Origin of the sequence: Curtobacterium sp. PhB130 (genome assembly GCF_003755165.1) — a bacterium.
Taxonomy (GTDB): Bacteria; Actinomycetota; Actinomycetes; order Actinomycetales; family Microbacteriaceae; genus Curtobacterium.
In genome coordinates this window covers 559,850-585,876 of sequence record NZ_RKII01000006.1, presented here as the reverse complement: position 1 = coordinate 585,876, position 26,027 = coordinate 559,850, and the positions used below count along the sequence as shown (strand labels likewise).

Genomic DNA, 26,027 nt, shown 5'->3' with positions numbered 1-26,027 from the left:
CAGGTGGCCGCGCGGGCCCACCGCCGTGGTCAGTCGCGGCGCTCCACCGGCCGGAGCGAACCGGACGCGGCGAAGGCCGCGATGAACAGCACCGCGACGAGCCACAGCGCGCTCAGGGCGCCGACGCGCTCGGCGATGGCACCGATGACCGGCGGCCCGGCGAAGTTCGCGAAGTACCCGATCGACGCCACGACGCTCACCCGCGCGGCCGGGTTCGGCCCGCTCTGCGCCGCCGCGGACATCCCGAGCGGGAAGCCCATCGAGACGCCGACCGCCCAGAGCACGACGCCGATCAGGGTGAGCCACCACGAGCCGCCGACGATGAACAGGACGGCGCCGACGATGCCGAGCGCCGTGGTCCAGCGGATCGTGCTCACCCGTCCGAGCCGGTCGACGACGGGGCCGGCGAAGACGCGGGTCGCCGCCTCGGACACCGCGAACACGGTGAAGAACAGCGCGCCGATGGTCGCGGACTGCCCGTGCCCGTCCGTGGTGGCGAGCGCGAGCCAGTTGTTCGCGGACCCCTCGCCGAGTTCGACGCCGAGCATCACGAGCCCGATCATCAGCAGTCGGACGTCTGCCCACCCCTTCGCCCAGGCGCGGATGCGCTGCCCGGCCGTCATCGTGTCGTCGTGCTCCTCGGCACGGGTGCCGTCCGGGATCGCGCGCATGGCGAGCACGCCGACCACGAGCAGCACCGCAGCCTCCACCACCAACTGGGTCGACGCGGTGATGCCGAGCGCCGCGCAGAGTGCGGCGATGCCGGCACCGAGCGCCGCGCCTCCCGACCATGCGGCGTGCATCAACGGGAGGGTCGTGCGTCCGGCGAGCACCTCGATGGCCGTGCCCTCGATGTTCGCCATCACGTCGAGCGAGCCGATCCCGGCACCGGCGACGACGAAGGCCACCGCGGCCAGCGGCACGGAGTGCAGCGCCGCCGCGATGCCGAGGACGGCGATGGCGACCGGCACGAGGACCACGACCGCGGTCAGGGCGTTCCGGCCGCCGAACCGCCGGAGCAGCGGGGCGGCGGACAGCAGACCACCGATCGAACCGATCGTGACGCCACCGAGCATCAGGCCGATGGTGCCGGTGTCGACGCCGAGCTCGGCGCGGAGCTCGGGCAGGCGGGGGCCCCATGCAGCGAGGCTGATGCCGCCGAGGGCGAACGCGACGATGATCGCGTTCCGCCACCGGGCGAGGTGCCGTTGGTCGACGTCGACCGTCGGGTTCGTCATGACGCCAGAACGTATCAGCGCACGCGCTTGATGGGGATCACGACGAGGGCACCGATGATCGCGACGATCCCGGCGGCCCAGCACATCAGCTCGTAGTTGTCCGGCGATCCGCTGGTCCCGAACTTCAGGAAGAACAGCGACGCGGCCGGGGCGAGCGACTGCGGGAGTGCGTTCGCGATGTTGATCACCCCGAGGTCCTTGCCCGGACGGTCGGCGTTCGGCAGCACGTCGACCACGAGCGCGGTGTCGATGGCCGAGTAGATGCCGTACGCGAAGCCCATGACGACCTCGGCGACGTAGAACCCGTGCACGCTGTCGGCGTGGGCGAGGACCACGAGCCCGACGGCGAACAGCGCGGTGGATCCGCCGACGAAGACCTTGCGACGCCCGAGCCGGTCGGACGCCCACCCGGAGAGCGCGGCGCTACGAGCAGGGCGATCGTGTAGAGCAGCACACCGAACGCGACGGCCGCTGTGGCCTCCTTGTCGCTCGTGATCCCGATGTGCTCCTTCATGTAGAGCAGGCGGTACGTCGTGAACATGAACGTCGCGAAGATGATCAGGAAGCGCGACCACCAGGCGAACGCGAAGTCCGGGTTCTTGATCGGGTTCGTCCAGAACGACGAGATCAGGTTGAGGAACGTGAACTTCTTGAGCTTGTACGTCGGCAGGTCGTCCCGGGCGACGACGGCGTAGACCACGACGAGGATGATCGCCAGGATGCCGGGGGCGATGAACAGCACCGGCAGGTTCGCGACGAAGAACACCGACAGGTAGGTGCCGGCGAGGACGGCGATGTTCTGCGCGAGCGCGATGATGCTGGAGGACTTCCCGCGCTGGAACTGGGGCACGTTGTCCGCGAAGCTCGCGGTCAGGGTCGCGAGGACCGTGTTCGCCGAGAGCTGGGCGAGCAGCCACCCGAGGGTGAGCTGGGTGGTGTCCGGGGCGAAGGCGATCCACGCGAGCGCGATCGCGAACACGACGACCCCGGTGAGCATCCACGGGCGACGACGACCCCAGCGGGTGCGGGTCCGGTCGGAGAGCGCACCGGCGAGCGGGTTCATGATGAGCGCGCCGAACGCGCCGATCGGCAGGACCGAGCCGATGACGTTGGCGGCATCCGAACCGACGAGCGCCTCGGCCTTCAGCTGCATGCTGACGTAGACCGGGGCCATGAGCGCCACGAACAGGCCGAACTGTCCGAGGAACAGCGCGATCTGGTAGCCGAGCCCGACCTTCATCGTGCTGACCGGCTGGGTGATGCCCTCTTCCGGGTGCAGCAGGACCGGGGTCTCCGCGGGTTCGGGTGTGCTCATGACGCCTCCTTGAGTCGATGAAAACCTTGCTGAGCAAGGTTTTGACAGAGGCGAGCATACATCGACAGGTCAGGACATGGGACCCCGGACGAAACACGGCGCAGCAAAAACTACACACCGGATGGTTTTCCGTGTAGCGTCGTCATCGATCTCGCCGCGGAGCATCGCGTCCCGGCGGGTGGCACCACCCCAGCCAGGATCGAAGGAGCCTCTGCAATGCCCACCACCTCTGTGCAGCTGTACTCGCTGCGCGACGCCATCGCCGAAGACCTCGACGCCGCCATCGCCCGCGTCCGCGAGATCGGCTACGAGAACGTCGAGCCCTACGCGTTCGTCGAGCGCGCCACCGACCTCGAGCGTGCCTTCGCCGCGACCGGCCTGAAGGCCCCGTCCGGTCACGTGGCCGTCATCGACGCCGAGGACACGGCTCCGATCTGGGACGCCGCCGAGCGCCTCGGCATCCGCACCGTCATCGACCCGTTCATCCCGACCGACCGCTGGCAGACCGCCGACGACGTCGCGAAGATCGCCGAGCGCGTCAACGTCCTCACCGCCGAAGCAGCCGCCCGCGGCCTGCAGTTCGGCTACCACAACCACCAGTGGGAGTTCACGAACAAGGTCGACGGCCGCACGGTCTACGACCACTTCGTGTCGCAGATCAGCCCGGAGACGGTGCTCGAGCTCGACACCTTCTGGGCGACCGTCGGTGGCGCCGACGCCCCGGCCGTCCTCAAGGGCCTCGGCGACCGCGTCGTCGCGATCCACGTGAAGGACGGCAAGGTCGACGGTGACATCCGCACCGCCCTGCCCTCCTCGGAGAGCGCCCTCATCGTCCCCGAGGCACTGCAGCGTGCGTTCGAGAACCAGACGCCCGCCGGCCAGGGCGACGTCGACGTGCCGGCGATCCTCGCCGCCGCGCCGAACGCCATCCGCGTGGTCGAGTTCGACGCGTACAAGGGTGACGTCTTCGAGGGCATCTCCGAGTCCCTCACCTGGCTGAAGGCCAACGACAAGTGAGTCGTGTCGGGATCGGCATCATCGGTGCCGGCAACATCTCCACGCAGTACCTGGAGAACCTGACGAAGTTCGCCGACGTCGAGGTCCGCTTCGTCGCCGACGTCCTGCTCGACCGTGCCGCCGCGCAGGCGTCCACGTACGGCGTCGCCGCGTCGGGGACGGTCGAGGAACTCCTCGCCCGTGACGACGTGCAGATCGTCATCAACCTGACGATCCCGGCGGCGCACGCCGAGGTCGACCAGCAGATCGTCGACGCCGGCAAGCACGTGTGGAGCGAGAAGCCGATCGCGACCGACCACGACTCCGCTGCGGCGGTGCTCGAGTCCGCGAAGGCGAAGGGCCTCCGCGTCGCGACGGCGCCGGACACTGTGCTCGGTGCCGGCATCCAGACGGCGCTCCGGGCCATCGCCCGCGGCGACATCGGCGAGCCCCTCACCGCGACGACGATGTTCCACGTCCCGGGGCCGGAGGCATGGCACCCGAACCCGGACTTCCTGTTCGCGACCGGTGCCGGTCCGCTGTTCGACATGGGCCCGTACTACGTGACCACGCTCGTGCACGCCCTCGGTGCCGCCACCCGCGTGCAGGCCGTGTCGTCGAAGTCGCTCGACCGCCGGACCATCGCGTCCGGTGACCGTGCCGGCGAGACGTTCCCGGTCGAGGTCCCGACGCACCACGCCGCGCTCATCGAGTTCGCCGGCGGGCAGTCCGCCCAGTCGACGTTCTCGTTCCAGCACGCGCTCCCGCGCATGGGCTTCGTCGAGATCAACGGCACGCTCGGCACGATCTCGCTGCCGGACCCGAACACGTTCGAGGGTGACTCCACCCTCTGGCGCTACGGGCAGGACGAGCCGGAGACCATCAGCGCCGTCGGTTCCACCTGGGGCCGTGGCACTGGTGTCGTCGAGCTCGCGCGTGCGATCGCGGAGGACCGCCCGGAGCGCGCCTCCGGTGCGACCGCGCTGCACGTCCTCGACGTGCTGCTCGGCATCCGCGACGCCGCGGCGAACGGTTCGGCCGTCGACATCACGTCGACCGTCGCCGACATCCCGCCGCTCCCCGAGGACTTCGACCCCGCGGCCGCGGTCCTCACCGCGTAGCAGCGCAGCACCACGCAGCACCACGCACGACCAGGACGGCCGACTCCCCCGGGAGCCGGCCGTTCCGGCGTTCCCGCCGGTCAGCCGGCCGGCGGGACGATGTGCTCGAGCAGGCTCAGCACCCGCTCGCCGTCCACCGCGTCCGGGTCGAGCAGCCACTGCACCTGCAGGCCGTCGGACGCCGCGATGCTCAGGGACGCCAGGTCCGTCGGGTCGAGGTCGGCTCGGATGCGCCCGGCCTCCTGGTCGCGCCGGATGAGGTCGGCGAGTTCGCTGCGGAGCCGGGCGAACCGCTCGCGCATGAACTCCCGCGTGGACGGGTGTCCTTCCCCGACGGCGTCGGCGGACAGGGTCGTGTAGAGCTGCACGAGTCCCGGGACGTCCCGGTTCCGCCCGGCGCTCTCCCGCATGTCCCCGATCGCGGACTCCAGCCGGTCGGGAGCGCCCTGCTCGCGGACCTCGTGCTCGCGGTAGACGGCGAGCAGGAGTTCGTCACGGGACGGGAAGTAGTGCCGGAGCGCGGCGTGCGTGATGCCGAGTGCCTCGGCGACGGAGCGCAACGAGGATGCGTCGACCCCCTGCTCCGCGACCATGCGGATCATCTCGTCGAGGATCTGCACCCGCCGTTCGGCGCCCTTGCGGTACCCGCGCCGGGGCGCGGTCTCGGCGTCCTCGGCGGCGGTCATGCAGACAACTTACCGCTGGAAGGTTTCAGGCGGTGGTGTGCTCCACCGTGTACTCGTCGGCGGGCTCGGGAACGGCTCGGCCGAGTGCCTCGACGATCTCACCGAGGGCCCTCGCGACGACGTCGTTGTCGGCGGCCGGCAGACGGTCGAGCACCTCGACCACGATCTCGTGGAACGGCCCGTAGGACGCGTCGATCTTCGCCGCAGCCTGCTCCGTCGGCTCGAGCACCTGTGCTCGGCGGTCGGAGGGGTGCGCCGTGCGGACCAGGTCGCCGTTCGCGACGAGGCTGTCGACGATCTTGGTGACGGAGGCGTTGGACACCGTGAGCATCACGGCGAGGTCCTTCGGCCCCATCGCGCGCCCGTCGCGGTGTGCCTGGAGCATGTAGCGGACGGTGAGGAACTCGTTCTTCGACAGGCCGCTCTCGATGCGGGCGTGCTCGATCTGCCGTTCCTCGGCGTGCTGCAGGCGGAGCAGGGCATCGACGGCGCTCTTCGCGGCGGTCGAGCGGGGCTCCTGGGCGTAGAGGTGGACGTGCTCGCGGCGGACGACGGTCAACGGCATGTGGTCATGAACTCCGGTTGTCAGGCCTGCGGGACGGTGAAGAAGTCCGCGTAGGACGGCTCGGTCTGCTGCGACAGGAGCGACGGGTCCTCGACACGGGCGTTGACGTACGCCGCGATGACGTGCGGCGCGGTGAGCCCGACGCGCGGGTGGGAGCCGAAGAGTCCGGGGTTCCGCTGGGCCCCGTGGTACGTGCTGCGCATGTCGTCGTCCACCTTCCTGATCGCCTTCGTGTCCGGGCTGGACGGGGGAAGTCTTTCAGAAGATGAACGATTCGCGCAATGAACGATTCACGGGCTGTACGTTTCGCGCAGTGAACTGTACGGACGGTTCGACCATCACACCATCGCGGCGGCCATCACCGCCACGGCGATCCCCATCGTGAGCGCCTCGAGGACCGGCAGCACACGGGTCCGGCGACGGAGCCCGTCGCGCACGAGGTGGGCCGTCAGCAGCAGGTACCCGAGGGTGAGTCCCCCGACCACGAGCTGCCACACGACGTCGACCGTCCCGGTGTGGTGCATCCCAGCCATCCCGGCCGTGTCCGACGCTCCGGAGCCGTGCGTCATGCCGATGCCCAGCGCTCCCATCACCAGCAGGCCGAGCGCGCCGTGGAGGCGGCCGTGCGCGCCCGTCGGCCGCCCTGCCGGGCCCGACCCGGGCCTCCCGGCCGCAGCGCCCGCAGCGCCCGCGGCGCCCGCACCGCCCGCACCGCCCGCAGCGCCCGCAGCGACCAAAGCGCCCGGACCCACCCGCTGGAACCGCGAGGTCGCGGCGAGCGCCACCGCCAGCAGCGCCAGCACCAGGAACCAGACGACCCCCGGCAGCACCCGCGGCCCGAACACCCCGTCCACCATCGCCGCCACCATCACGAGCGCCGCCACCACGTCGACCGCACGGCCGGGGCGCCACGCCCCGACCGTGCAGCACGCCCCGGCGGACGCGGGCAGGATCGCCGCGAGCCCGAGCACGTCCGTCATCTCAGCCGCCGTGGTGCGAGCAGTGCGCGTCCGCCGACCCGGAGGAGCCGGGGGCCGGCACGTTCAGCGCCGGGTTCCGCGGGAAGAACCCGTACGGCTTCAGCGTGAACTTGGCGTAGTCGACGGGCATCACGGGCCAGTCCTCGGGACGGGGGAAGTGCGTCGGACCGAAGGTGTGCCAGAGCACGATGTCCTCCCCGTCGAGCGGGCGGTCGGCCTGCACGAAGCGGGCCAGCCCGTCGCCCCCCGGGTTCTGGTGCACGAAGTCCCCTGCTGCGTACTTCTCTGCGGGGTCGTACTGCGTGACGTACAGGTGCTTCCGGGCGAACTCGGCTCGGGACGCGACCGAGGACGAGTCGTCGGCGAGCAGCACCGGCGCGTCCTGTGGGTACAGCACGTACCCGGTGGGACGACCGAGGTGGTTCTGCTGCTCCGTGTTCGACACGAACCAGGTGCGGGCGACGGATGCGTCGGCGAGCCGGCCGGACGACGACTCCGACGCCAGTCGGGTCACCGACTTGGTGAACGCGTTCCCGTGCTCGTTGCCCGGCCCGACGGGGACCCGCACCGCGTCGACCTCGTCGACCGCGTTGGACAGCCCGTCGACCATCATGTCGAGCCGTGCCGAGAACAGGTGCTGGTGGTACGGGGCGCCGAGGCCGGGAGCGACCTCGGAGGCGTACGGGTAGTCGGCCCCGTCGGCGGACCGCCCCGGGTACGAGGAGGTGAAGAGGACGCCCGTGAGCTTCGCCTCGCACTCGATCGTGCCGTCGAGGTAGAGGTACCAGTAGAACCCGTAGTCGTAGTTGCCGACGGTCGTGAAGAACGAGATCACCAGGCGGCGGGACCGGCGCACCTCCTGCGAGCCGGTGTAGATGTCCCCGTGCTTCCAGAGGGTGCCGAAGTCCTCCTCGTGCATGCAGATCCCGTTCCGGATGGTCTGCGGGTTGCCGAGCTCGTCGGCGAGCACGGCGTCGAAGTACCGGATCTCGCCGACACAGTCGCACCCGAGCTCGAGCGAGTTCGTGAAGCGCCCGAACAGGTACTCCCCGGTGTCGAAGTAGTTCTGCCAGAACCGGACCGGCGACGGGTCGCCGTACGGCACGAGCATCTCGTCGATGGACGCCCGGTAGACGATCGGACGGGTGGTGTCGCCGTCCTGCCAGGACAGCTGCCGGAGCACGAGCCCCTCACGGGAGTCGAACCCGACCTGGAACCGCCAGTTCGCCCACTCGACGAACTCCCCGTCGACCCGGTACGACGGCCCCTCCGGCTGGGTGATCACGATCGGCTTGAGGTCGAGCGGCTCGCCCTGCATCGCCGGGTCGTCGAAGTTCCCGGAGGTCTGCGGCACCGGCAGGTGCCCGGCGTCGACGATGCGGGTGACCGTCCGGTTCGCGGCGTCGACGTAGACGGAGAGACCGTCGACCGGGTGCGCCCAGACGTGGTCGGCGGGGTGGTCCTGCTTGAACGCCAGGACCCGGAGGATGCGGCGACCCTGCTCCTCCGGGAAGTCGTAGTACCCGGCCGAGAGCGGGACGCACTTCACCTCGTCCACGGTGAGCCCGCGTTCCGCGAGCGCGGCCACCCACCGCTCGTCGGCCGACGCGATCTCGCCGACGGCGTCGAACTCCTCGATGAGCACCGGGAGCTGGCCACGGGAGCCGTCGAGCACCTCGGTCGTGGTGAGGGTCGCCGTGGTGAGCGACACGAGGTTGTCGGTGGACCGGCCGGTCGCCATGTCGAGGAGCATCACGCGGGCGACGCGCTCCGGCAGCGCGGCGGTGCCGTCCTGCCAGGCGAGGACGTCGCGCTTGTGCGGCTCCTCGAGGCCGACGTAGGCGAAGCGGGTGGTGTCGGTCCAGTCCGGGTGCCCGGTGACGACGTCGCGGATCGCGGTGAACTCGTCGGCGGACAGGTTCGCGAGCGGGTGGGTGGTCGTGGTGACGGGATCGGTGAGGGTCATGCGCGTGGTTCCTTCTGCTCGGTCTGGAGGCTCGGGTCGGGTTCTCGGGGTCAGCTCTCGACCGCCAGGCGGTCGAGCATCACCTCGTACTGCGCACGTCGGGTGCGGCGCAGCACCACGGCCTGGACGACGCCGACGACGGCCGCGAGGACGACGAGCCCGGTGAGGACGATGCTGACGACGCCGAACACGCTCGCTCCCTTCGCGTCCACGTCGCCGACGAGCGTCGGGAAGTTCGCCCAGATGAGTGCGGCGGCGGCGACCAGCCCGACGAACCCGAGGACCGGCGCGACGATCGTGTTCCACACGCGGGTGTCGGAGCGGGTGCGGCGGAAGTACACGATCACGGCGAGGCTCGTCGCGGCCATCAGGATCGCGACGGCCAGGGTCGCGACGCCGGCGAACCAGCTGAAGACCTGGAGCACCGGGTCGAGGCCGAGCACCGCGAACAGCACCATGAGGGCCGCTGCGGTGATCGTCTGCACGATGCTCGACGTGTGCGGCGACGCGTGCTTGCGGTGCACCGCGCCGAGGCGGGCAGGGAGCAGGGACGCGTTCGCCATCGAGTGCTGGTACCGGGTGATGACGTTGTGGAAGGACAGGACGCAGGCGAACATGCTCGTCAGCAGCAGCACGTTCAGCACGGCCTCGCCGGCACCGCCGATGTACCGAGCGGCCGTGGTGAGGATGAGGGAACCCGGGTCCTTCGCGGCCTCGGCGAGCACCCCGTTCGGACCCCACGCCATCACGAGCGCCCACGAGGCCAGCGTGTAGAAGACGCCGATGCCGATCACGGCCGTGTAGGTCGCCCGCGGGATGGTGCGCTCCGGGTCCTTCGCCTCGTCGCGGAAGATCGCGGTCGCCTCGAAGCCGATGAACGCGGCGATCGCGAACATCAGGCCGACACCAGGCGAACCGGACATGATCGCCGACGGCTCGAACGGTGCGAGCGAGAGTCCGTCGGCGCCGCCGCGGACCACGATCGCCGCGACGAGGACCAGCACGATGCCGACCTCCGCGACGAGCAGCACGCCGAGGACCTTGCTCGACAGGTCGATGTGCCGGTAGCCGAGCAGTCCGACGAGTGCCACGACGACGAGGGACCAGACGTACCAGGGGATGTCCGGACCGCCGAGACCCGAGACGGTCACGCCGAGGAGGTACCCGATGTACCCGTGCACGCTGACCTGGATCGTCGTGTAGGTCAGGAGCGCCAGGGTCGCGGCGCCGGCGCCTGCCGGGCGCCCGAGGCCGTGCCCGACGAACGTGAAGAACGCCCCCGGTCGGGGGATGTGCCGGGTCATCGCCGCCAGGCCGACCGAGAACAGCAGCAGGATCACGGCGGACGCGGCGTACAGCGCGGGGAAGCCGACACCGTTGCCGAGCAGCATGCCGAGCGGTGCGGCACCGCCGACGACGGTGAGGGGTGCGGCCGCGGCGACGACCATGAAGACGATCGCGGTGACGCCGAGCGAGCCGCGCATGGTCCTGGTGTGCGGGGCCGGCACGGCTCCGAGTGACGCGGGGTCCTTCGTGATGCTGGACATCGGCGGGCCTTCCGGTTCGGTGGGTCTCGGGTGGTGGTGCCCCAACGGTCCCGTGCCGCCGTTGCGCCGCTGTTCCGTCGGCGTGAAACCCCGTCGCACCCGAATGGGACGCCGGCCGTCGCGGTGTCTCATTTGCCGGAATCGCACCGGAAACACGGGCGAGACACTCGGGCAACGACCTCCCCGTACGGTTGCCGCATGACCGCGCTCGACCGTGCCATCGCCGACCCGCCCCGGGTGCCCGGCATCGGCACGCGTTCCCCGGTCGACGGGCTGTCCCGCCGTGCCGTGGGACCGGTCGACGTGCTCGCGCAGTCCGTCTCCGCGGTGGCACCGTCGGCGGCGGCGACGACGATCCCGGTCCTCGTCGCCAGCGTCGCGGGATCCGGTGCGACGTGGTCCCTGCTCGCCGCGATGGCGCTGTCGTTCCTGGTCGGGCGCACGGTGAACCAGTTCGTCCGACGGGTCGCCGGCACCGGGTCGCTCTACACGTACGTGTCGCTCGGGCTCGGCCCGGTCGCCGGAGTCGTCGCGGGCGCCGCACTGCTCCTCGGCTACGGCTTCATCGCGATGTTCTCGCTCACCGGCAGTGGCTACTACCTGGACTACCTGCTGTCCCGGTTCGTCCCGGCGGCCGGCGACAACGCCCTCGTCACGATGGTGGTGGTCGCGGTGATGGGCGCTGCGGTGTTCGCCGTGATCGCGATCGGGGTGCGGCTCTCCACCCGCCTCACCCTGCTCGTCGAGGCGCTCTCCGTCGCCGTCATCGTGGTCTTCATCGTTGCGCTCGTGCTCCGTGCGCACCCCGTCGACGTCTCCGCGATCGCGCTCGGCCCCACCCGTCCGGACGACTTCGCCGTCGGGACCGCCCTCGCCGTCACCGCCTTCGTCGGCTTCGAGAGCGCGTCGGTCCTCGGGGTCGAGGCGCGCAGGCCGTTCGCCACGATCCCACGGGCGATCTCCTGGACCGTCCTCGTCGCGGGCGCGCTGTACCTCGTCAGTGCGGCGGCGCAGCAGCTCGGGTTCGCCGCGATGGGCGCCGACCTCGGGACGAGTGCCTCCCCGGTGAACGAGCTCGCGACCGCGTACGGGATGCAGTGGATCGGGTGGCTGCTCGACGTCGGCATCGCGGCGTCCTTCGCGGCGTGCGCGATCGCCTCGACGACGGCGCTCGTCCGGGTGCTGTTCACGATGGGGAGAGAAGGGGTGCTCCCCCGGGTCCTCGGCCGGACGTCACCACGCTTCCGGACGCCGTTCGTCGCCGGGCTCCTCGCTTGCGCCGTGCTCACCGTGCTGCCCGTGATCGCCCTCGCCCTCGGCATCCCGACGTGGTCCCTGATGGAGGCCGAGCTCGTCGTCGCCGCGCTCGGGTACATCGCCGCGTACGCCATGACGTGCTTCGCGGCGCCCGTGTTCCTGCGCCGGATCGGGGAACTGACCACCCGGGTCGCAGTGGTGTCCGTCGCGACGGGGACCATGCTCGCGCTCGTCCTCGTCACGTACCTCGGGGTCGAGGCGGTGTCGTCCCGGTGGCCGGCCGTGGTCCTCGCCGTGGGGGTGGTGGCAGCGGTGGTCGTCGCGTTCCTGGTGGCGACCCGACGGCGACCGTGGCGGCGGGGTGCGAGCCGGGCCGTGTACGACGTGCCCGTCGTGGCGGACCTGCTGGGAGCCTCCGGACCGGCCACCGGGGAACGGTCGGAGGCGCGGTGAGCGAACCCGGTCTCCGCGCGCGGCAACCGAAGGCGATCCAGAACGCCCTGTCGGTGCTGGAGGCGGTCGCGCACGCCGGACCGGGCGTCACCGCACAGCAGATCTCGGACGTGCTCGGGATGCCCCGGGCGACCACGTACCGGCTCATCACGCTGCTCGTCGAGGACGAGTACCTGGTGCGGCTGCCGGACCTGCGCGGGTTCGCACTCGGACACAAGGTCGCCGAGCTGGCGGGCGTCGGATCCGCCGCCGTACCGGGGCCGGCCGCGTCGCCGCTCCCCCGTGCCGTGCGTGCGGTACTCGGTGACGTGCGGTCCGCCGTCCGGGCCGGCGTGCACCTCGCCCGCTACGACGCCACCGGGATCACCGACATCGACGTCGACCCGGACTTCCCGCTGCTCGACGAGGCGGCGCTGCGGTCCTCCCCGGGGCGGAGCGCGATGGGGCGGCTGCACGCGGCGGGTGGTGGGTCGGCGGTGCAGGTGGGGACCTTCGCGCGGGGGTTCGGGTGCCTGGCGCTGCCGGTCCTCGGTGAGCGCGGTGAGCTCGTCGCGGGGCTGACGCTCTCCGCGCCGTCCTCCCGCATCGAGGCCCCCGGCTCCGCGCTGGCGTCCCTGCGGGCGGCGGTCGCGCGGTTGGAACCGTTGCTGGCGTGAGGGGCTGCGGTCTCCGACCCGCCTGCGTGGCCGCTCTGGGCGTGGCATCACGCTTGTGAGTCAAACGAACGAAACGAACGCTGTTCGAGGCCGTGGGAGCACTGCGGGCCGAAGCGCGCACGCGGGGATAGCGTCGACGCATGGATCTCCAGCTCAAGGACCGTGTCGCGCTCGTCGTCGGAGGGAAGGGCTACATCGGCAGTGCCGTCGCCGATCGGCTCCGAGCCGAGGGTGCCACGGTGGTGGTCGCATCCCGGAGCGCCGGCGACGACGGGGTCTCGATCGACACGGCCGACCAGGGGTCGGTCGACGCCGGTGTGGCCTCGGTGGTCGAGCAGCACGGGCGCATCGACGTCCTCGTGGTGACGGCCGCGCCGAGCGCCGGGACGCTCGACCGCGCGAAGAAGTCCGACCCGGACCAGATCGCGTCGGCGATCGACGGCAAGGCGCTCGGGTTCCTCCGGGTCGCGAACGCCGTGCTCCCGACGCAGCGCGACAACGGCTTCGGCCGGGTCGTCGTGGTGAGCGGCCAGAACGCCTACTTCTCGGGCAACATCACGGCGTCCCTCCGCAACACGGCGGTGAGCGTCATCGCGAAGAACCTCGCCGACGAGTTCGCGGGGACCGGTGTCTCGGTGAACGTGGTGAACCCGGGCACCGTCACCGACGAGCCCGCGGCCGAGGTCCAGCGCGGGTCCGGTGGCGAGTCCAGCCCCGAGCAGATCGCCGACCTCATCGCGTTCCTGTCCTCGCCGCTGTCCGCGGTGTCGGGCGAGTCGATCTCCATCGCGCACCGGGTGCTCGGGTCCGTCACGATCTGACGTCAGGGGCTGCCCGGCTCGTGGACTGAGTCCGGCCTCGTCCGGGAGGCGGAAGGACTTGGGTCTTCCGGCCGATGTTCCAGCATCCGGTATGTCGGACGATGGTCTCATGACCTCCAAGCCCTCCAGGATGACCATCGCGACCGGCCTGCTCGCAACCGCGACGATCGTCCTCGCCGGGTGCGCGATCGGGACCGGGATCGCGGACGCGCCGGCGACCGGTGCGCCGAACCGACCCACGCACCACGCTCCGTCCGCCCCGGTCACCGTGACGGCGAGCGAGACCATCGGCGGCGTGCTCGTCACGTCCCGCGACGGGCTCATCGACAGCGCGCCGATCTCCGAGCTCGAGGACACTCCCGCGATCACGGGGCTCGACGCGGACCTCCGCCGCGCGCTCGAAGCGGCGACCCGCGCGGCCTCGGCGGACGGCGTCGACGTACTCGTCAACTCCGGGTGGCGCAGCAAGCACTACCAGCAGGCGCTCCTCGACCAGGGCATCGAGCAGTACGGGTCCCTCGAAGCGGCGCGACGGTGGGTGAACACGCCGGAGAAGTCCTCGCACGTCCGCGGGCAGGCCGTCGACGTCGGGCCGACCGACGCGATGAGCTGGATGGACCAGCACGGCTCGCGGTTCGGGCTCTGCCGGACGTACGCCAACGAGATGTGGCACTTCGAACTCGCCACCACTCCCGGCGGCGACTGCCCCGCGACGCTGCCCGACGGGTCAGCGGGATGACCGCCCTCCAGCACGCGACGACGGAACTGACCGTCCACGACGATGCCATCCGCGCGAACACCGCGTACTTCACCGCGCTCACGGGTGGGCGGGTGATGGCGGTGCTCAAGGCCGACGGGTTCGGCCACGGGGACGTCGCCCGCGCGGTGCTCGCCGCAGGGGCGCGGTCCATCGGTGTGACGTCCATCGATGAGGCCCTGCGGCTCCGGGCGGCCGCCGTGCACGCACCAGTGCTGAGCTGGCTGAACCCCGTCGACGCGGACTTCGAGTCGGCGATCGCCGCGGACATCGACCTCGCGGTGTCGAGCCCCGCGCTGCTGCACGCGATCGGACGCGCGGCGCTGCGCGTCCGGCAGCGCGCCCGCGTGCACCTGCACGTCGACGTCGGCATGGCGCGGGACGGCGCACCTGCCGACACCTGGGCGTCCCTCTGCGAACTCGCCAGCGGATCACAGCGAGCCGGAGCTGTCCGGGTGGTCGGTCTGATGGGGCACATGTCCTCGGCCGACCGGCCGGAGCACGAGCAGAACCGGCGAGAGCGCCTGGTCTTCGCGAACGCGGTCCGGACAGCGCGGCGCCGCGGGCTGGCCCCATCGGTGCGGCACCTCGCCGCGACGGCAGCCACGATCACCGGGGTCGGGGCCGGGTACGACCTGCACCGGATCGGCGCGGGACTGTTCGGCATCGACCCGTCACACACCTCCGCGGCACTCCGCCCGGCACTGTCGCTGACGACGACCGTCATCGCCACCCGTCCGCTCGCCGCCGGGACCGGCATCGGGTACGGGCTCGACCACGTCGCCGATCGGCGGACCAACCTCGCGCTCCTGCCCCTGGGCTACGGGGACGGCCTGCCCCGGGCGGCCTCGGAACGGGCGTCGGTGCTCGTCCGCGGCCGCCGATGTCCACTCGTGGGGCGCTTCTCGATGGACTCTGTCGTGGTCGACACGGGCGACGACGTGCTCTGCCCCGGGGAGCAGGCGATCGTCTTCGGGCCGGGCGACGCCGGCGAACCGACGGTGACGGAGTGGGCGGCGTGGGCCGACACGATCGAGCACGAGATCGTGACTCGGATCGGCAGTCGGGTGTCCCGGGTCCTCCGGACGAACACGAACACGAGCACGAGCACGAACACGGAAGAGGCAGCCAGTGTCTGAACGACGCATTCGGGTCGCGGTCATCGGCGGCGGCGCGAACGACGAACACGACGTCTCCGTCGCGTCGGCCGCCGCGATCACCCGCGCGCTCCGACGCCTCGGGCACGAGGTGTCCGCGCTCACGATCGACCGCTCGGGCGGCTGGCGGTCCACGGACGGCCCGGCGCTGTCCCCACCCGACGCGGTCACGGTCCTCACTGCCGCGGACGTCGTCTTCCCGACGCTGCACGGTGTCGACGGCGAGGACGGCGCCGTGGCCGGGCTCCTCCGGATGCTCGGCACGCCGTTCGTCGGCTCCCCCGTCCGTGCCGGTGCGCTCGGCATGGACAAGTGGGTCACGAAGTTCCTCGCCGAGGCCGCCGGCGTCCGGACCGCTCCGGGGACGCTCGTCCGTCCGAGCGAACAGCCCGGTGACCAACCGCTGCCCGTCGTGGTCAAGCCGACGACCGGCGGCTCGAGCAACGGCGTCTCCGTCGTCCGGACACCCGGGGAACTCGCTCCGGCACTCGACCGTGCGTTCGCCGCGGGGGACGCGGTGCTCGTCGAGGAGTTCGTGACGGGGAGCGAGGTCGACATCGCCCTCTTCCGCGACCGGGACGGCGTGCTCCGTGCCGGTGCGACGCTCGAGATCGCCGTCGCCGACGGAGCCGTGTTCGACCGCGAGCAGAAGTACGACGGCAGCGCACCCTTCCTCGTCCCGGCGCGGCTCGAACCAGAAGCGCACGCTGCGCTGGAGCAGGCAGCGCGGAGCCTCTACGAGACGCTCGGGTGTGCGGGGGTCGCCCGGTTCGACTTCTTCGTGACCGCCGCGGGCGTCGTCCTCAACGAGGTGAACACCGCGCCGGGGTTCACCGAGCAGTCGCAGGTCCCGCGGATGTTCGCCGCGGTCGGCCTCGGGTACGACGAACTCGTCGCTGCGCTGCTCGATGCAGCCGTCACCGGGAGCGCGGACCGTGCGATGATCCAGTGGTGACGGAGCGGTGGGTGATCTTCAGACCCCTCGCCACGCGGTCGATCGTCGTCGACGTGGCATGGGCCGTCGTCGCGGCACTCGTCTTCGTCGCTCCGGTGGACGTCGAGCTCGAACACGCCAGCCTCTCCGCGGTCCTCCTCGCCGCGGCCGCGATCGCGCTCCGTCGACTCTCACCGTCCGGCGCGATGGTCACGACCGTCCTGCTCGGGTTCGTCCAGGTCACCGGTTACGAACGACCGTCTCTCGTCGACATCGCACTCTTCGTCGTGGTCGGGACGTCGGCCATCGTCGGCACGAAGGCCGAGGTGGTGCTCTCCGGCGTGCTGGCACTGGTCGCCGGGATCGGAGCGACGGTCTACCTGGCGTACACCGGGTACCGGTTCGCCCTGATCATCAGCGGCCCGCCGGACCAGGCGCTCCTCGCCGCGGCCGCCCCGGTCACGGCACTGCTCGCGGTGTGGGCCGGCGGCCTGGCCGTGCGCTCGTGGACCTCGCGGAACCGCGAGTCCGAGCGCCGCGTCGAGGCCGAGGCGGTCGCGACCCGCGCCGTCGACGAGGCGGAGTCGGAGCGCATCCGCGGAGCCATCGCCCGCGACGTCCACGACGTCGTCGGCCACTCGCTGGCGGTGATCATCGCCCAGGCGGACTCGGTGCCGTTCTTGCAGGACGAGGCCCGCATCCGGGAGGTCAGCGCGACCATCGCGAGCACGGCGCGCAGCTCCCTGGTCGAGGTCCGACAGGTCCTCGGGCACATCGACGGGTCCGGGGACCGCGTCGACCCGGCCTCGCTCGAGGAGATCGTGCAGGGCATCCGCGAAGCCGGGGTGCAGGTCGACCACACCGTCCGCGGGACCCCTCGCCCGCTCGGCAAGGACACGGGGACGGCGGCGCGACGCGTCCTCCAGGAGATGCTGACGAACGCCCTGCGCCACGGTGCGCCGGGGCTGCCGGTCGTGGTGCGCGAGACATGGCGCTCGGGCGACCTGGTGCTCGAGGTCGAGAACGTCGTGCGGACGTCGGGCGAGACCACGAGCGGGTCCGGCCGGGGTGTCGACGGCATGCGCGCACGCCTCGCGGCGCTCGACGGCTCCTTCGACGCCGCCGTCGTCGACGACCTGTTCGCGGCCCGCGCCCGCATCCCCCTCGCCCTGCACGACGGAACCCCACGATGACCGAGACGACCACGGACGATGACCGAACGATGACCGAACCCATCCGGATCCTGCTCACCGACGACCAGGCGCTCTTCCGTGCCGGCCTCCGCGTGGTCCTCGACGCACAGGACGACATGACGGTCGTCGGTGAGGCCTCCGACGGCGCGGAGGCGCTCGCACGCATCCCCGAGCTCCGCCCGGACATCATGCTGCTCGACATGCGGATGGCCGGGATGGACGGCCTCGAGACCGTCCGCCGGCTGTTCGACGGCGCGGTGTCGGAGCCGGTCCCCCGCGTCATCGTCCTCACGACGTTCGGCCTCGACCCCGCTGCCGCGACGGCGATCCGGCTCGGTGCGAGCGGGTTCCTGCTCAAGGACGCGACCCCGTCGTTCCTGTTCGCCGCGGTCCGTGCGGTGCACGAGGGCAGTTCGGTGATCGCGCCGAACGACCTCGCCCAGCTCTTCGGCCAGGACGTCGAACGGGCTCCGAGGCCGCAGCCCGCCGAGTTCGGCTCGCTGACCGAGCGGGAGCGGATCGTGTTCGGCTGGGCCGCGCGAGGGCTCTCGAACGCCGAGATCGCGGGCCGTGAGTTCGTCACCGAGTCGACCGTGAAGACCCAGATCAGCAGCGTGCTCGGGAAGCTCGGGCTGCGCGACCGCGTGCAGCTCGTGGTGTACGCGAACGACCACGGGCTCGCCGGGGCCCGCCCGTGACCGTCAGCCGGTGAGCGCCTCCGCCTCGTCGAGGACGGACCGGAGTGCGTCGGGGTCGTGCGCGAACCGGCCGAGGAACAGCCCACCGATGCGGCCCTGTCCCCGCGTGAGCAGGCCGGGTCCGGCGCTGCCGCCGTAGATCGCGACGCTGCCAGCCAGTTCCGGCCGCGCCTGGAGGTACGCCTCGATGCCCGCGAGGACCCCCACGATGTGGTCGTCCGGCGCGGGCTCGGGAGCGCCGATGGCCCAGACCGGCTCGTAGGCCACGATCACGGGACCGGCGGCGTCCGGCAGGACGGCCCGGTCGAGCTGCCCGGTCACGTCTTCGATCGCGCTCTGACGGGAGGCTCGGGTCGCCTCCCCGACGCAGACCAGCGGCCGCAGGTGGTTGCGGTACGCCGCCGCGACCTTCCGCGCGACGGTTGCGTCGTCCTCGTGGAACAGGGACCGTCGTTCGGCGTGACCGATCTCGACGATCTCGACCCCGACCTCGGCCAGCTCGGCGCCGGAGACCTCACCGGTGAACGGCCCCGCGTCCTCCTCCGCCACGTCCTGGGCAGCGAGCAGCACCCCTGATCCGATCAGCGCTGCGCGCACCGGGACGAGCGACGGGAAGGTCGGGGCCACGAACAGCTCGACCGCACCGCTCGTCACCGCCGGGTGGTGACGAGCGATGTCGGCGACGGCCTCGGCCCACGCGATCGTCTGCGCGTGGCCGAAGTAGGTCTTGAGCGAGACGCCGATCGTGGTCACGGCGCGACCGCGTCGACGATGAGCGCGAACGACACCGCCCCGGGGTCCGGCGTGCCGACGGCGTGCTCGGCGTGCGTCCGTGCGCGGCCCATCTTCGGCAGCAGTGCGGCGGTGCCGTCAGCGGCCTCCCGAGCGGCATCGGACGCGGCCCGCCAGGCCCCGGCGAGCGGGTCGCCCGCCGCGATGCGTTCGGTGAGCACGTCGTCGAAGGGCACGATGGCGTCGACCATGGTCTTGTCCCCGACGACCGCGCCGAAGGCCAGGACCGCGTCGACCGCGGCGTGCACCGCGCTCTGGACGGTGGCGGGCTCCGGACGTTCCTCGTCCCCGATGACGCGACCCATGGCCTCCAGGCCGGCGCCCCAGATCGCACCGGACGTGCCACCGGCCTTGTCGGACCAGGCGTCCGCGGCGATCGCGAGCGTGGTGCCGGCTCCGGCACCCCGTGCGACGGCGTCGGCTGCCGCAGCGTCGGCGGCCGCCGATCCACGCTGCATGCCGATGCCGTGGTCGCCGTCACCGGCGACGGCGTCGATGTGCCCGAGCTCGTCGGCGTGCTCGTCGAGGACCTGACGGACCGCGGTGAGGGCGGTCGCGATCCTGGCGGCGAACGACCGCGAGTCCTCGGACGCCGGGCCGACCGGTGCGGCGACGTCCGCGGCGAGGACGTCCTCGGGCAGACGCTCCTGGTGCACGGCACCGCCCTTCCGGTACGCCGGGGTGTCGGCGGGCGCTGCCCAGAGTTCCTCGAGCTCCTCGTCCAGCCAGAACAGCGTCAGGGAGACCCCGGCCATGTCGAACGACGTGACGAGTTCCCCGACCTCCGGTTCGACGATCACGGCGCCCGCGTCCTCGAGCAGCCGCTGGACCGTCGCGTAGACGACGAACAGCTCCTCGTACTTCACCGACCCGAGCCCGTTCAGGATCGGCACGACCCTGGCACCGTCGACCTCGACACCGTCGGGCAGCTCGCCGAGGAGTTTCTCGACGAGCAGCGACGCGAGGCCGGACGCGGACGGGACGTCGGTCTCGTCGATGCCCCGCTCACCGTGGATCCCCATCCCGATCGCCATGCGACCCTCGGGGACCGTGAAGAGCGGTTCCTCGGCCCCGGGCAGCGAACACCCGGAGAACGCGACCCCGAACGAGCGCGTGCGGTCGTTCGCACGGTTCGCGATGGCGGTGACCTCGTCGAGGGTGTCCCCGCGTTCCGCCGCGGCACCGGCGACCTTGAACACGCAGAGGTCGCCGGCGATGCCGCGACGCTTCTCCACCTCGGACGCCGGTGCCGACGTGACGTCGTCGGTCACACGGACGGTCCTGACCTCGATGCCCTCGTCGTTCAGGGCGCGGGTGGCGGCGTCGAAGTTGAGGACGTCGCCGGCGTAGTTGCCGTAGGAGAGCAGGACCCCGCCGCCGTGCTCACTCGCACGGGCGACCGCCGCCACCTGCTGCGCGGACGGACTGGCGAACAGGTTCCCCATCGCCGCCCCGGCTGCCAGGCCGTGTCCGACCAGGCCGCCGAACGCGGGGTAGTGGCCGGAGCCGCCGCCGATCACCACGGCGACGGTGCCGTCGGGGCTGGCGGTGGCACGGGCGACACCGCCGTGCACCCGTCGCACCCAGGCCTGGTTCGCGGCGACGAACCCGTCGGCCGCCTCGTCGGCGAAGTCCGCCGGGTCGTTGAACAGTCGGGTCATCGTCCTGCCTCCGCATCGGTCGTGCGCACGTGGCTCGTGTCGAGGAGGTCGTCGGCACGCGACCCCCGGAAGAACTTGGTACAGAAGATCATCACGGCGGCCACGAACGCCAGCACGCCGAGCGAGACGATGCCGAACGCCCCGCTGTCGGTGGGGATCACCTCGTTGATCGCGGTGCGCATGATCGGTGCGACGAACCCGCCGAGGTTGCCGAGCGAGTTGATCAGGCCGATGCCCGCGGCCGCGGCCGCACCCGTCAGGAACGCGGTCGGGTACGCCCACGTGATCGGTCCGACGGCCAGGAAGCTCGCGACCGCCAGCGTGATGAACACGATGCCGAGGATCGGCTGGCCGTTCGCGCCCGCCCACGCCGACCCGAGGATCGAGAGACCGGTGGTGATGTAGAACATCGTGCCCCAGCGACGGCGACGGCCGACGGTGTCCGCGCGGGAACCGACGAGGTAACAGGCGACGAGCCCGACGAGCCACGGGATCGCGGAGACGAGCCCGACCTGCCAGCCGACCTCCTGCCCGAGGAGCGACGAGACCTGCTGCGGCAGGTAGAACGTCGTCCCGTAGACGGCGACCTGCAGGCAGAAGTAGATGATCGTGAAGTACCAGACGCGGCCGCTCGCCATCGCCCGCCAGATGCCCTGCGGACCGTCCTCGCTCCGCGCGGAGTCCTCGCGGGCCATCGCCGCGGTCAGCGAGTCCTTCTCCCCCGGCTCCAGCCACTTCGCCTTCTGCGGACTGTTCGTCAGGAACACCAGCGCCGCGATCCCGGCGAGCACCGCGAGGATGCCCTCACCCGCGAACATCACCTGCCAGCCGTGGAACGGGGTGGCCTTGTCGCCGAAGCTGAGGAGCCCGCCGGAGAGCGGTGCACCGATCATCTGCGAGAACGGCTGCGCCAGGTAGAAGATCGCGAACATCCGCACGCGGACCTTGTTCGGGAACCACTCGGACAGGTACATGATCACGCCGGGGAACAGGCCCGCCTCGGTCACGCCGAGGATGAACCGCAGCACGATGAACATCGTGTCGTTCGTCGTGAAGGCGAACAGTGCGGCGACGATGCCCCACGTGATCGCGATGCGGGCGAGCCAGAACCGCGCACCGAACCGCTTGAGGAGCAGGTTCGACGGGATCTCGAAGATCGCGTAGCCGATGAAGAAGATGCCGGCACCGAGTGCGAAGGCCGCGTCGGAGATCCCGCGGTCGACGCTGAGGGCCTCCTCGGCGAAGCCGACGTTGGTGCGGTCGAGGAAGGCGACGAAGTACAGGATGACGAGCATCGGCATGAGGTGCTTCGTCGCCTTGCCGATGGCGGACTTCAGGCCGGGGTCGTTGGTCGACCCGAGCGCGGGGGCGTTGGGGAGGGACACGGTTCGCTCCTTCGCGAGCACGGTGCAGTTCGGTGGGTCCGGAGATCCGGACGGGAGGCACGGATCGCGTCGCCGGGTCGGCACACGTTCCGCGGGCGGTCGGCCCTAGTGCATGTAGAGGCCGCCGTCGACGTTGAGCGTCTGGCCCGTGACGAACCCGGCGTCCTCGCTGATCAGGTAGGCGATCGCGGCGGCGATGTCCCGCGGGGTGCCGATGCGCGGGAGCACCCCGTCGGCGGCCATCGCGGTCTTCCGCTCCTCGGTGAGCGTGCCGCCCATGATGTCGGTGTCGATCGGCCCGGGGGCGATCGCGTTGACGGTCACGCCCTTCGGCCCGAGTTCGCGGGCGAGCCCACGCGTGAGGCCGATCACACCGGCCTTGGCGACGGTGTAGGGCGTCTTGCTGAACGTGCCGCCGCCGCGCTGCGCCGACACCGAGGACAGGTTCACGATCCGGCCGTAGCCGTTCCGGACCATCGACTCGGCGGCCCGGAGGCTGGCGAAGTGCACCCCGTCGAGGTTGATCGACAGGACCCGGTGCCACTCGCCCTCCGGCAGGTCGAGGTACTCGTGCGCCGAGGAGACCCCGGCCAGGTTCACGAGGGCCACGATCGGGTCGAGCTCGGACTCGATGGTGTCGAAGGCCGCTCGGACGGCGGACTCGTCGGCGACGTTCGCTCCGGCGCCGACCGCGCGGACACCGTGCTGCTCGCGGATCTCGGTTGCGACCGCCTGCGAGGCGGCGTCGTCGAGGTCGATGATCCCGATGTCCCAGCCGGCCTCGGCGAGGTGGTGGGCGGTGGCGCGGCCGATGCCGCGCGGTGAGGCTGCGCCCGTGAGGACGACGGTCTTGCGCTGGTTGCTCATGGTCGTTCCCTCCTGGTCAGTGGATCGGTGCCGGGCCGAGCTCGTCGAGGAGCTTCTGCATGGCGACGTAGGCGCGGTTGCGGTAGGCGACGAGCTCGGGCGTGCGGTCGGCGGGGACGTCGAGGTACCCGGAGCCGGACTTCGTGCCGAGCTCGCCGGCGTCGACGTGCTGCTGCAGCGAGGACGGGGTGGCGAACCGCTCGGGCCATCGGGTCTGCAGCGACTCGAAGCAGAACGCGTAGACGTCGAGTCCGGCCATGTCCGCGATCGCGAACGGGCCGAAGAACGGCAGGCGGAACCCGAAGGTCGTCCGGACGATCGTGTCGATGTCGTCGGGCGTCGCGATGCCCTCGTCGACGATCTTCGTCGCCTCCTCGAACAGGGCGTACTGCAAGCGGTTCAGCACGAACCCGGTCGCGTCCTTCACCCGCGCCGACTGCTTGCCGGTGGCGGCGACGACGGCCTCGGCGACCTCGACCGCGTGGTCGTTCGTCGTGGGGTGCGGGATGAGCTCGACGCCCGGGATGAACGGGGCGGGGTTGGAGAAGTGCACGCCGAGGAAGCGCTCCGGGCCGGTGACGGCCTCGGCGAGGGACTGGATCAGGATCGTCGACGTGTTCGAGCCGATGATCGCGTCCGGGCGGGCGGCCGCGCTGATCCGGCGCAGGGTGTCGTGCTTGATCTCGAGCTTCTCGGGGACCGCTTCCTCGATGAAGTCGGCCGTGGCGACCGCCTCCTCGATGGACTCGGCGGCGCTGAGGTGCGCGTCGACGCGGGACACGGCGTCCGCAGGGAACAGACCGTCCGCGACGAACTGCTCCGTCTCGGTGATGAGCCGTGCTCGGTTGGATGCGGCGATCTCGGCGGAGATGTCGGCGATGCGGACGGTGTGGCCGGCGAGGGCGAGGACCTGGGCGATCCCGCCGCCCATGTAGCCGGATCCGACGACGGCGATGTCGAGGGTGCTCATCGAGTTGCTCCTTCGGTGGTCGTCCCGGCGGTCGCGGCGGTCTCGCCGAGCTTCGTGGTCGCGAGGACGGATCGGATGTACTGCTGGTTCGTGGCGCAGACGCCGAGGCTGTCCCCGCCGTACTGCTCGGTCATGAGGATGCCGCGGAAGCCGTTCGCCACGGCGTCGCGGAGGACCTGCCGGTAGTTGATGAGCCCGGTCTCCATGGTGCTCGGGACGGACGTCGCCCAGCTGCCGTCGGCGGCCTCGTCGCGCGTGTAGTTCTTCACGTGCAGGTAGTTCGTGTGCGGCATGGTCTTCGCGAACAGCTCCTTCCAGTCCTCCACCGGACGGTGCAGGCGGATGAGGTTCGCGACGTCGGCGTTCAGGCCGACGTTGTCGAGACCGATCTCCTCGACCAGTCGGACGGCGCTGTCGGCGGTGCCGAGGTAGGTGTCCTCGTAGAGCTCGAGCGCCATCGGCAGCCCGACGGACGCGGCGTGCTCGCCGAGTTCACGGAGGCGGCTGACCGCGGCGTTCCAGACCTCGGGGTCGTCCGGGTCCTTCGGTCCCTGCGCCGTCCAGAACCAGAGCGCACGCTGCTGGGCCTCGTTGAACGGCTGGTGCAGGCCGGTCGAGAACACCTGCATGCCCCACTCGGCCGCCGCGTCGATCGTGCGGTGCGCGTACGCGAGGTTGTCCTCCTCGCGCCCCGGCTGGATGACGCTCTTGCGCTGCAGGTGCACCGACGGGATCCCGATCCCGTGGGACCGGGCGATGTCGAAGAACTCGTCCCGGCGGGAGGCTTCGAGGTCGGCGGGCCGGATGTGGCTGTCGGCGAGTTCGGCGAGCGAGAAGCCCGCGGCGGCGACCTGGCCGAGGATGTCGTCCCAGACCTCCGGAGCGGCGTCGTGCACGGCGGTGCCGTCGGCGCCGACCGGCGGGAAGCCGTGCAGGCACGCGGCGATCGGCCACGTCTCGGCGGTCCAGGTCGCGGTGTCCCAGTCCTGCTGGACCCAGTCCTGTGCGTGGTTCACGGAATGCTCCCTTGCATGTCGCGGTTCGGCGATGAACCTCTTTCCTATAGGAAAGATACATGCTCTGGGGCAGAGCGCAACCACCTCGACCAAACCCCCCGTACGGGGGCTCCGAAGGAGTCCGGGCTCGGAGGATCAGGACGCCCGTGCCGCTGACCCGAACCTCGGCACGGGCGTCCGTGCCCTCAGGACGCGCACGCGGGACCGGTCAGCCCGCGTGCGATGCGTCCACGTGGACGCGGCTCAGCCCGAGTGCGACGCGTCCACGGCGACGCGGCTCAGCCCGCGTGCGATGCGTCGGCGCGGGACCGCAGCCGGACCGCGTCGATGTGCACCCGCATCGCGGCCACGGCCGACGCCGGGTCCTCGGCGAGCGCGTCCAGGATCGCGCGGTGCTCGTGTACGGCACGGTCGGAGTCGTCGCCACCGCCCTCGACGATCTGGCGCATCCGGTGCACTCGGGTCGTGATGATCTCCGACATCTCGAGGAGGAACGGGTTCCTGGCGGCGTCGAAGACCAGCTGGTGGAACTGCCAGTCGCTCCGGAAGAACCGGGCCATCAGCTCCTCGGACGCGGCACCGACCCCCACCGACGCGATCTCCCGCGCGACGGCAGCCTGGTCCGCGAGCGCCGCACTCAGCCGCTCGCGCAGTGCGGCGACGTCACCGCGGGCCGCGAGCTCCACGGCACCGCTCTCGACGATGAGCCGGGCGTCGAAGAGTGCCTCGAGCTGGTCGCCGGCGAGCGGGGGTGCGACGCGGTAGCCCTTGTTCGCCTCGCGCACCACGAGTCCGGTCCGTTCGAGCTGCACGAGGGCTTCGCGCACCGGGGTCGGTGAGACGCCGAGCGTCCGGGCGAGGCCGTCGATCGACAGGCGCATGCCGGGTTCGACGTCGTGGCCCATCAGGACGTCGAGCACCCGGTCGTAGACGCGGTCACGGAGGCCGCGCTGCGTGATGGGTTGCGCGTGGAAGCCGGGCACCGTGGTCGTCACA

25 protein-coding genes and 1 pseudogene are annotated in these 26,027 nt (G+C 71.3%); 10 read left to right on the top strand and 16 right to left on the bottom strand.

Annotated elements, in window-relative coordinates; genetic code table 11:
* Positions 1-29 precede the first annotated feature (29 nt).
* The 3 genes and pseudogenes from EDF24_RS02925 to EDF24_RS19450 all read right to left on the bottom strand — a co-directional run.
* Positions 30-1,238: an MFS transporter gene (locus tag EDF24_RS02925; protein ID WP_123655090.1), complete on the bottom strand. Its 1,209-nt coding sequence runs from the start codon at positions 1,236-1,238 to the stop codon at positions 30-32.
* 14 nt (positions 1,239-1,252) lie between these two features.
* Positions 1,253-1,813 carry an MFS transporter gene (locus EDF24_RS19455; protein WP_260233361.1) on the bottom strand — a complete coding sequence of 187 codons (561 nt, stop codon included), beginning with the start codon at positions 1,811-1,813 and terminating at the stop codon, positions 1,253-1,255.
* A pseudogene (locus tag EDF24_RS19450) lies at positions 1,717-2,391 on the bottom strand (MFS transporter); the annotation flags it as partial. The gene EDF24_RS19455 and the pseudogene EDF24_RS19450, both read right to left, overlap by 97 nt.
* Positions 2,392-2,769: 378 nt before the next feature.
* Between EDF24_RS19450 and EDF24_RS02915 the strand changes: the two are divergent.
* Both EDF24_RS02915 and EDF24_RS02910 read left to right on the top strand, forming a co-directional pair.
* Positions 2,770-3,570, top strand: a complete 801-nt coding sequence (locus EDF24_RS02915; RefSeq protein WP_185017334.1) for a sugar phosphate isomerase/epimerase — start codon at positions 2,770-2,772, stop codon at positions 3,568-3,570.
* A complete protein-coding gene (locus EDF24_RS02910; RefSeq protein WP_123701045.1) occupies positions 3,567-4,670 on the top strand; it encodes a Gfo/Idh/MocA family protein in 1,104 nt (367 codons plus the stop codon). The genes EDF24_RS02915 and EDF24_RS02910 overlap by 4 nt, the downstream gene beginning before the upstream one ends.
* 80 nt (positions 4,671-4,750) lie before the next feature.
* Here EDF24_RS02910 and EDF24_RS02905 read toward each other — a convergent pair whose 3' ends face one another.
* The 6 genes from EDF24_RS02905 to EDF24_RS02880 all read right to left on the bottom strand — a co-directional run bounded on the left by EDF24_RS02905 (position 4,751) and on the right by EDF24_RS02880 (position 10,414).
* Complete coding sequence (locus tag EDF24_RS02905; protein ID WP_123701044.1) at positions 4,751-5,356, bottom strand: TetR/AcrR family transcriptional regulator; 606 nt, start codon at positions 5,354-5,356, stop codon at positions 4,751-4,753.
* A 25-nt stretch (positions 5,357-5,381) separates the two neighbouring features.
* On the bottom strand, positions 5,382-5,921 hold the full coding sequence (locus EDF24_RS02900) for a MarR family winged helix-turn-helix transcriptional regulator (RefSeq protein WP_123701043.1): 540 nt from the start codon (positions 5,919-5,921) through the stop codon (positions 5,382-5,384).
* A 20-nt stretch (positions 5,922-5,941) separates the two neighbouring features.
* Complete coding sequence (locus EDF24_RS02895; protein ID WP_123655085.1) at positions 5,942-6,124, bottom strand: hypothetical protein; 183 nt, start codon at positions 6,122-6,124, stop codon at positions 5,942-5,944.
* A gap of 135 nt (positions 6,125-6,259) precedes the next feature.
* Positions 6,260-6,901 carry a hypothetical protein gene (locus EDF24_RS02890; protein WP_123701041.1) on the bottom strand — a complete coding sequence of 214 codons (642 nt, stop codon included), beginning with the start codon at positions 6,899-6,901 and terminating at the stop codon, positions 6,260-6,262.
* Between the two features lies 1 nt (position 6,902).
* Complete coding sequence (locus tag EDF24_RS02885; protein WP_123701040.1) at positions 6,903-8,867, bottom strand: primary-amine oxidase; 1,965 nt, start codon at positions 8,865-8,867, stop codon at positions 6,903-6,905.
* 50 nt (positions 8,868-8,917) lie between these two features.
* Positions 8,918-10,414: an APC family permease gene (locus EDF24_RS02880; protein ID WP_123655082.1), complete on the bottom strand. Its 1,497-nt coding sequence runs from the start codon at positions 10,412-10,414 to the stop codon at positions 8,918-8,920.
* 198 nt (positions 10,415-10,612) lie between these two features.
* On the opposite strand from EDF24_RS02880, the gene EDF24_RS02875 reads away from it, so the two are divergent.
* The 8 genes from EDF24_RS02875 (at position 10,613) to EDF24_RS02840 (ending at position 18,340) form a co-directional block, all read left to right on the top strand.
* Positions 10,613-12,124: an APC family permease gene (locus tag EDF24_RS02875; protein ID WP_123701039.1), complete on the top strand. Its 1,512-nt coding sequence runs from the start codon at positions 10,613-10,615 to the stop codon at positions 12,122-12,124.
* A complete protein-coding gene (locus EDF24_RS02870; protein WP_243698184.1) occupies positions 12,121-12,780 on the top strand; it encodes a helix-turn-helix domain-containing protein in 660 nt (219 codons plus the stop codon). Before EDF24_RS02875 ends, EDF24_RS02870 begins: the two co-directional genes overlap by 4 nt.
* Positions 12,781-12,920: 140 nt before the next feature.
* The gene (locus EDF24_RS02865) at positions 12,921-13,601 is read left to right on the top strand and encodes an SDR family NAD(P)-dependent oxidoreductase (RefSeq protein WP_123701038.1); all 681 of its coding nucleotides are present in this window, start codon (positions 12,921-12,923) and stop codon (positions 13,599-13,601) included.
* 109 nt (positions 13,602-13,710) lie between these two features.
* Entirely contained in the window at positions 13,711-14,340 is a 630-nt protein-coding gene (locus EDF24_RS02860) for a M15 family metallopeptidase (protein WP_123655079.1), read from the top strand.
* Complete coding sequence (gene alr, locus EDF24_RS02855) at positions 14,337-15,497, top strand: alanine racemase (RefSeq protein ID WP_123701037.1); 1,161 nt, start codon at positions 14,337-14,339, stop codon at positions 15,495-15,497. The genes EDF24_RS02860 and alr overlap by 4 nt, the downstream gene beginning before the upstream one ends.
* Positions 15,490-16,470, top strand: a complete 981-nt coding sequence (locus tag EDF24_RS02850) for a D-alanine--D-alanine ligase (protein ID WP_123701036.1) — start codon at positions 15,490-15,492, stop codon at positions 16,468-16,470. The genes alr and EDF24_RS02850 overlap by 8 nt, the downstream gene beginning before the upstream one ends.
* Before the next feature lie 11 nt (positions 16,471-16,481).
* Positions 16,482-17,642 (top strand): sensor histidine kinase, encoded by a 1,161-nt coding sequence (locus EDF24_RS02845; RefSeq protein ID WP_132047336.1) that lies wholly within the window; start codon positions 16,482-16,484, stop codon positions 17,640-17,642.
* Between the two features lie 29 nt (positions 17,643-17,671).
* Complete coding sequence (locus EDF24_RS02840; RefSeq protein ID WP_123655075.1) at positions 17,672-18,340, top strand: response regulator transcription factor; 669 nt, start codon at positions 17,672-17,674, stop codon at positions 18,338-18,340.
* A gap of 3 nt (positions 18,341-18,343) precedes the next feature.
* Here the strand turns inward: EDF24_RS02840 and EDF24_RS02835 are convergent, their stop codons facing one another.
* The 7 genes from EDF24_RS02835 to EDF24_RS02805 form a co-directional block, all read right to left on the bottom strand.
* A complete protein-coding gene (locus tag EDF24_RS02835; RefSeq protein ID WP_123701034.1) occupies positions 18,344-19,093 on the bottom strand; it encodes a triose-phosphate isomerase family protein in 750 nt (249 codons plus the stop codon).
* Positions 19,090-20,793, bottom strand: coding sequence for a dihydroxyacetone kinase family protein (locus EDF24_RS02830; RefSeq protein WP_123701033.1), 1,704 nt, complete (start codon positions 20,791-20,793; stop codon positions 19,090-19,092). The genes EDF24_RS02835 and EDF24_RS02830 overlap by 4 nt, the downstream gene beginning before the upstream one ends.
* Positions 20,790-22,178 carry an MFS transporter gene (locus EDF24_RS02825; protein WP_123655072.1) on the bottom strand — a complete coding sequence of 463 codons (1,389 nt, stop codon included), beginning with the start codon at positions 22,176-22,178 and terminating at the stop codon, positions 20,790-20,792. The genes EDF24_RS02830 and EDF24_RS02825 overlap by 4 nt, the downstream gene beginning before the upstream one ends.
* 105 nt (positions 22,179-22,283) lie before the next feature.
* The gene (locus EDF24_RS02820; protein ID WP_123701032.1) at positions 22,284-23,045 is read right to left on the bottom strand and encodes an SDR family NAD(P)-dependent oxidoreductase; all 762 of its coding nucleotides are present in this window, start codon (positions 23,043-23,045) and stop codon (positions 22,284-22,286) included.
* A gap of 16 nt (positions 23,046-23,061) precedes the next feature.
* Entirely contained in the window at positions 23,062-24,015 is a 954-nt protein-coding gene (locus EDF24_RS02815) for a 3-hydroxyacyl-CoA dehydrogenase family protein (protein ID WP_123655070.1), read from the bottom strand.
* Complete coding sequence (locus EDF24_RS02810) at positions 24,012-25,031, bottom strand: sugar phosphate isomerase/epimerase (RefSeq protein ID WP_123655069.1); 1,020 nt, start codon at positions 25,029-25,031, stop codon at positions 24,012-24,014. The genes EDF24_RS02815 and EDF24_RS02810 overlap by 4 nt, the downstream gene beginning before the upstream one ends.
* Before the next feature lie 278 nt (positions 25,032-25,309).
* Entirely contained in the window at positions 25,310-26,026 is a 717-nt protein-coding gene (locus EDF24_RS02805; RefSeq protein ID WP_123701031.1) for a GntR family transcriptional regulator, read from the bottom strand.
* Position 26,027 lies beyond the last annotated feature (1 nt).

Excerpts from the sequence above, each read along its gene's own strand:
- EDF24_RS02925 (WP_123655090.1), bottom strand. The coding sequence starts at position 1,238 with ATGACGAACCCGACGGTCGACGTCGACCAACGGCACCTCGCCCGGTGG.
- EDF24_RS02915 (WP_185017334.1), top strand. The coding sequence starts at position 2,770 with ATGCCCACCACCTCTGTGCAGCTGTACTCGCTGCGCGACGCCATCGCC.
- EDF24_RS02905 (WP_123701044.1), bottom strand. The coding sequence starts at position 5,356 with ATGACCGCCGCCGAGGACGCCGAGACCGCGCCCCGGCGCGGGTACCGC.
- EDF24_RS02900 (WP_123701043.1), bottom strand. The coding sequence starts at position 5,921 with ATGCCGTTGACCGTCGTCCGCCGCGAGCACGTCCACCTCTACGCCCAG.
- EDF24_RS02895 (WP_123655085.1), bottom strand. The coding sequence starts at position 6,124 with ATGCGCAGCACGTACCACGGGGCCCAGCGGAACCCCGGACTCTTCGGC.
- EDF24_RS02890 (WP_123701041.1), bottom strand. The coding sequence starts at position 6,901 with ATGACGGACGTGCTCGGGCTCGCGGCGATCCTGCCCGCGTCCGCCGGG.
- EDF24_RS02885 (WP_123701040.1), bottom strand. The coding sequence starts at position 8,867 with ATGACCCTCACCGATCCCGTCACCACGACCACCCACCCGCTCGCGAAC.
- EDF24_RS02880 (WP_123655082.1), bottom strand. The coding sequence starts at position 10,414 with ATGTCCAGCATCACGAAGGACCCCGCGTCACTCGGAGCCGTGCCGGCC.
- EDF24_RS02875 (WP_123701039.1), top strand. The coding sequence starts at position 10,613 with ATGACCGCGCTCGACCGTGCCATCGCCGACCCGCCCCGGGTGCCCGGC.
- EDF24_RS02865 (WP_123701038.1), top strand. The coding sequence starts at position 12,921 with ATGGATCTCCAGCTCAAGGACCGTGTCGCGCTCGTCGTCGGAGGGAAG.
- EDF24_RS02860 (WP_123655079.1), top strand. The coding sequence starts at position 13,711 with ATGACCTCCAAGCCCTCCAGGATGACCATCGCGACCGGCCTGCTCGCA.
- alr (WP_123701037.1), top strand. The coding sequence starts at position 14,337 with ATGACCGCCCTCCAGCACGCGACGACGGAACTGACCGTCCACGACGAT.
- EDF24_RS02840 (WP_123655075.1), top strand. The coding sequence starts at position 17,672 with ATGACCGAACCCATCCGGATCCTGCTCACCGACGACCAGGCGCTCTTC.
- EDF24_RS02830 (WP_123701033.1), bottom strand. The coding sequence starts at position 20,793 with ATGACCCGACTGTTCAACGACCCGGCGGACTTCGCCGACGAGGCGGCC.
- EDF24_RS02820 (WP_123701032.1), bottom strand. The coding sequence starts at position 23,045 with ATGAGCAACCAGCGCAAGACCGTCGTCCTCACGGGCGCAGCCTCACCG.
- EDF24_RS02815 (WP_123655070.1), bottom strand. The coding sequence starts at position 24,015 with ATGAGCACCCTCGACATCGCCGTCGTCGGATCCGGCTACATGGGCGGC.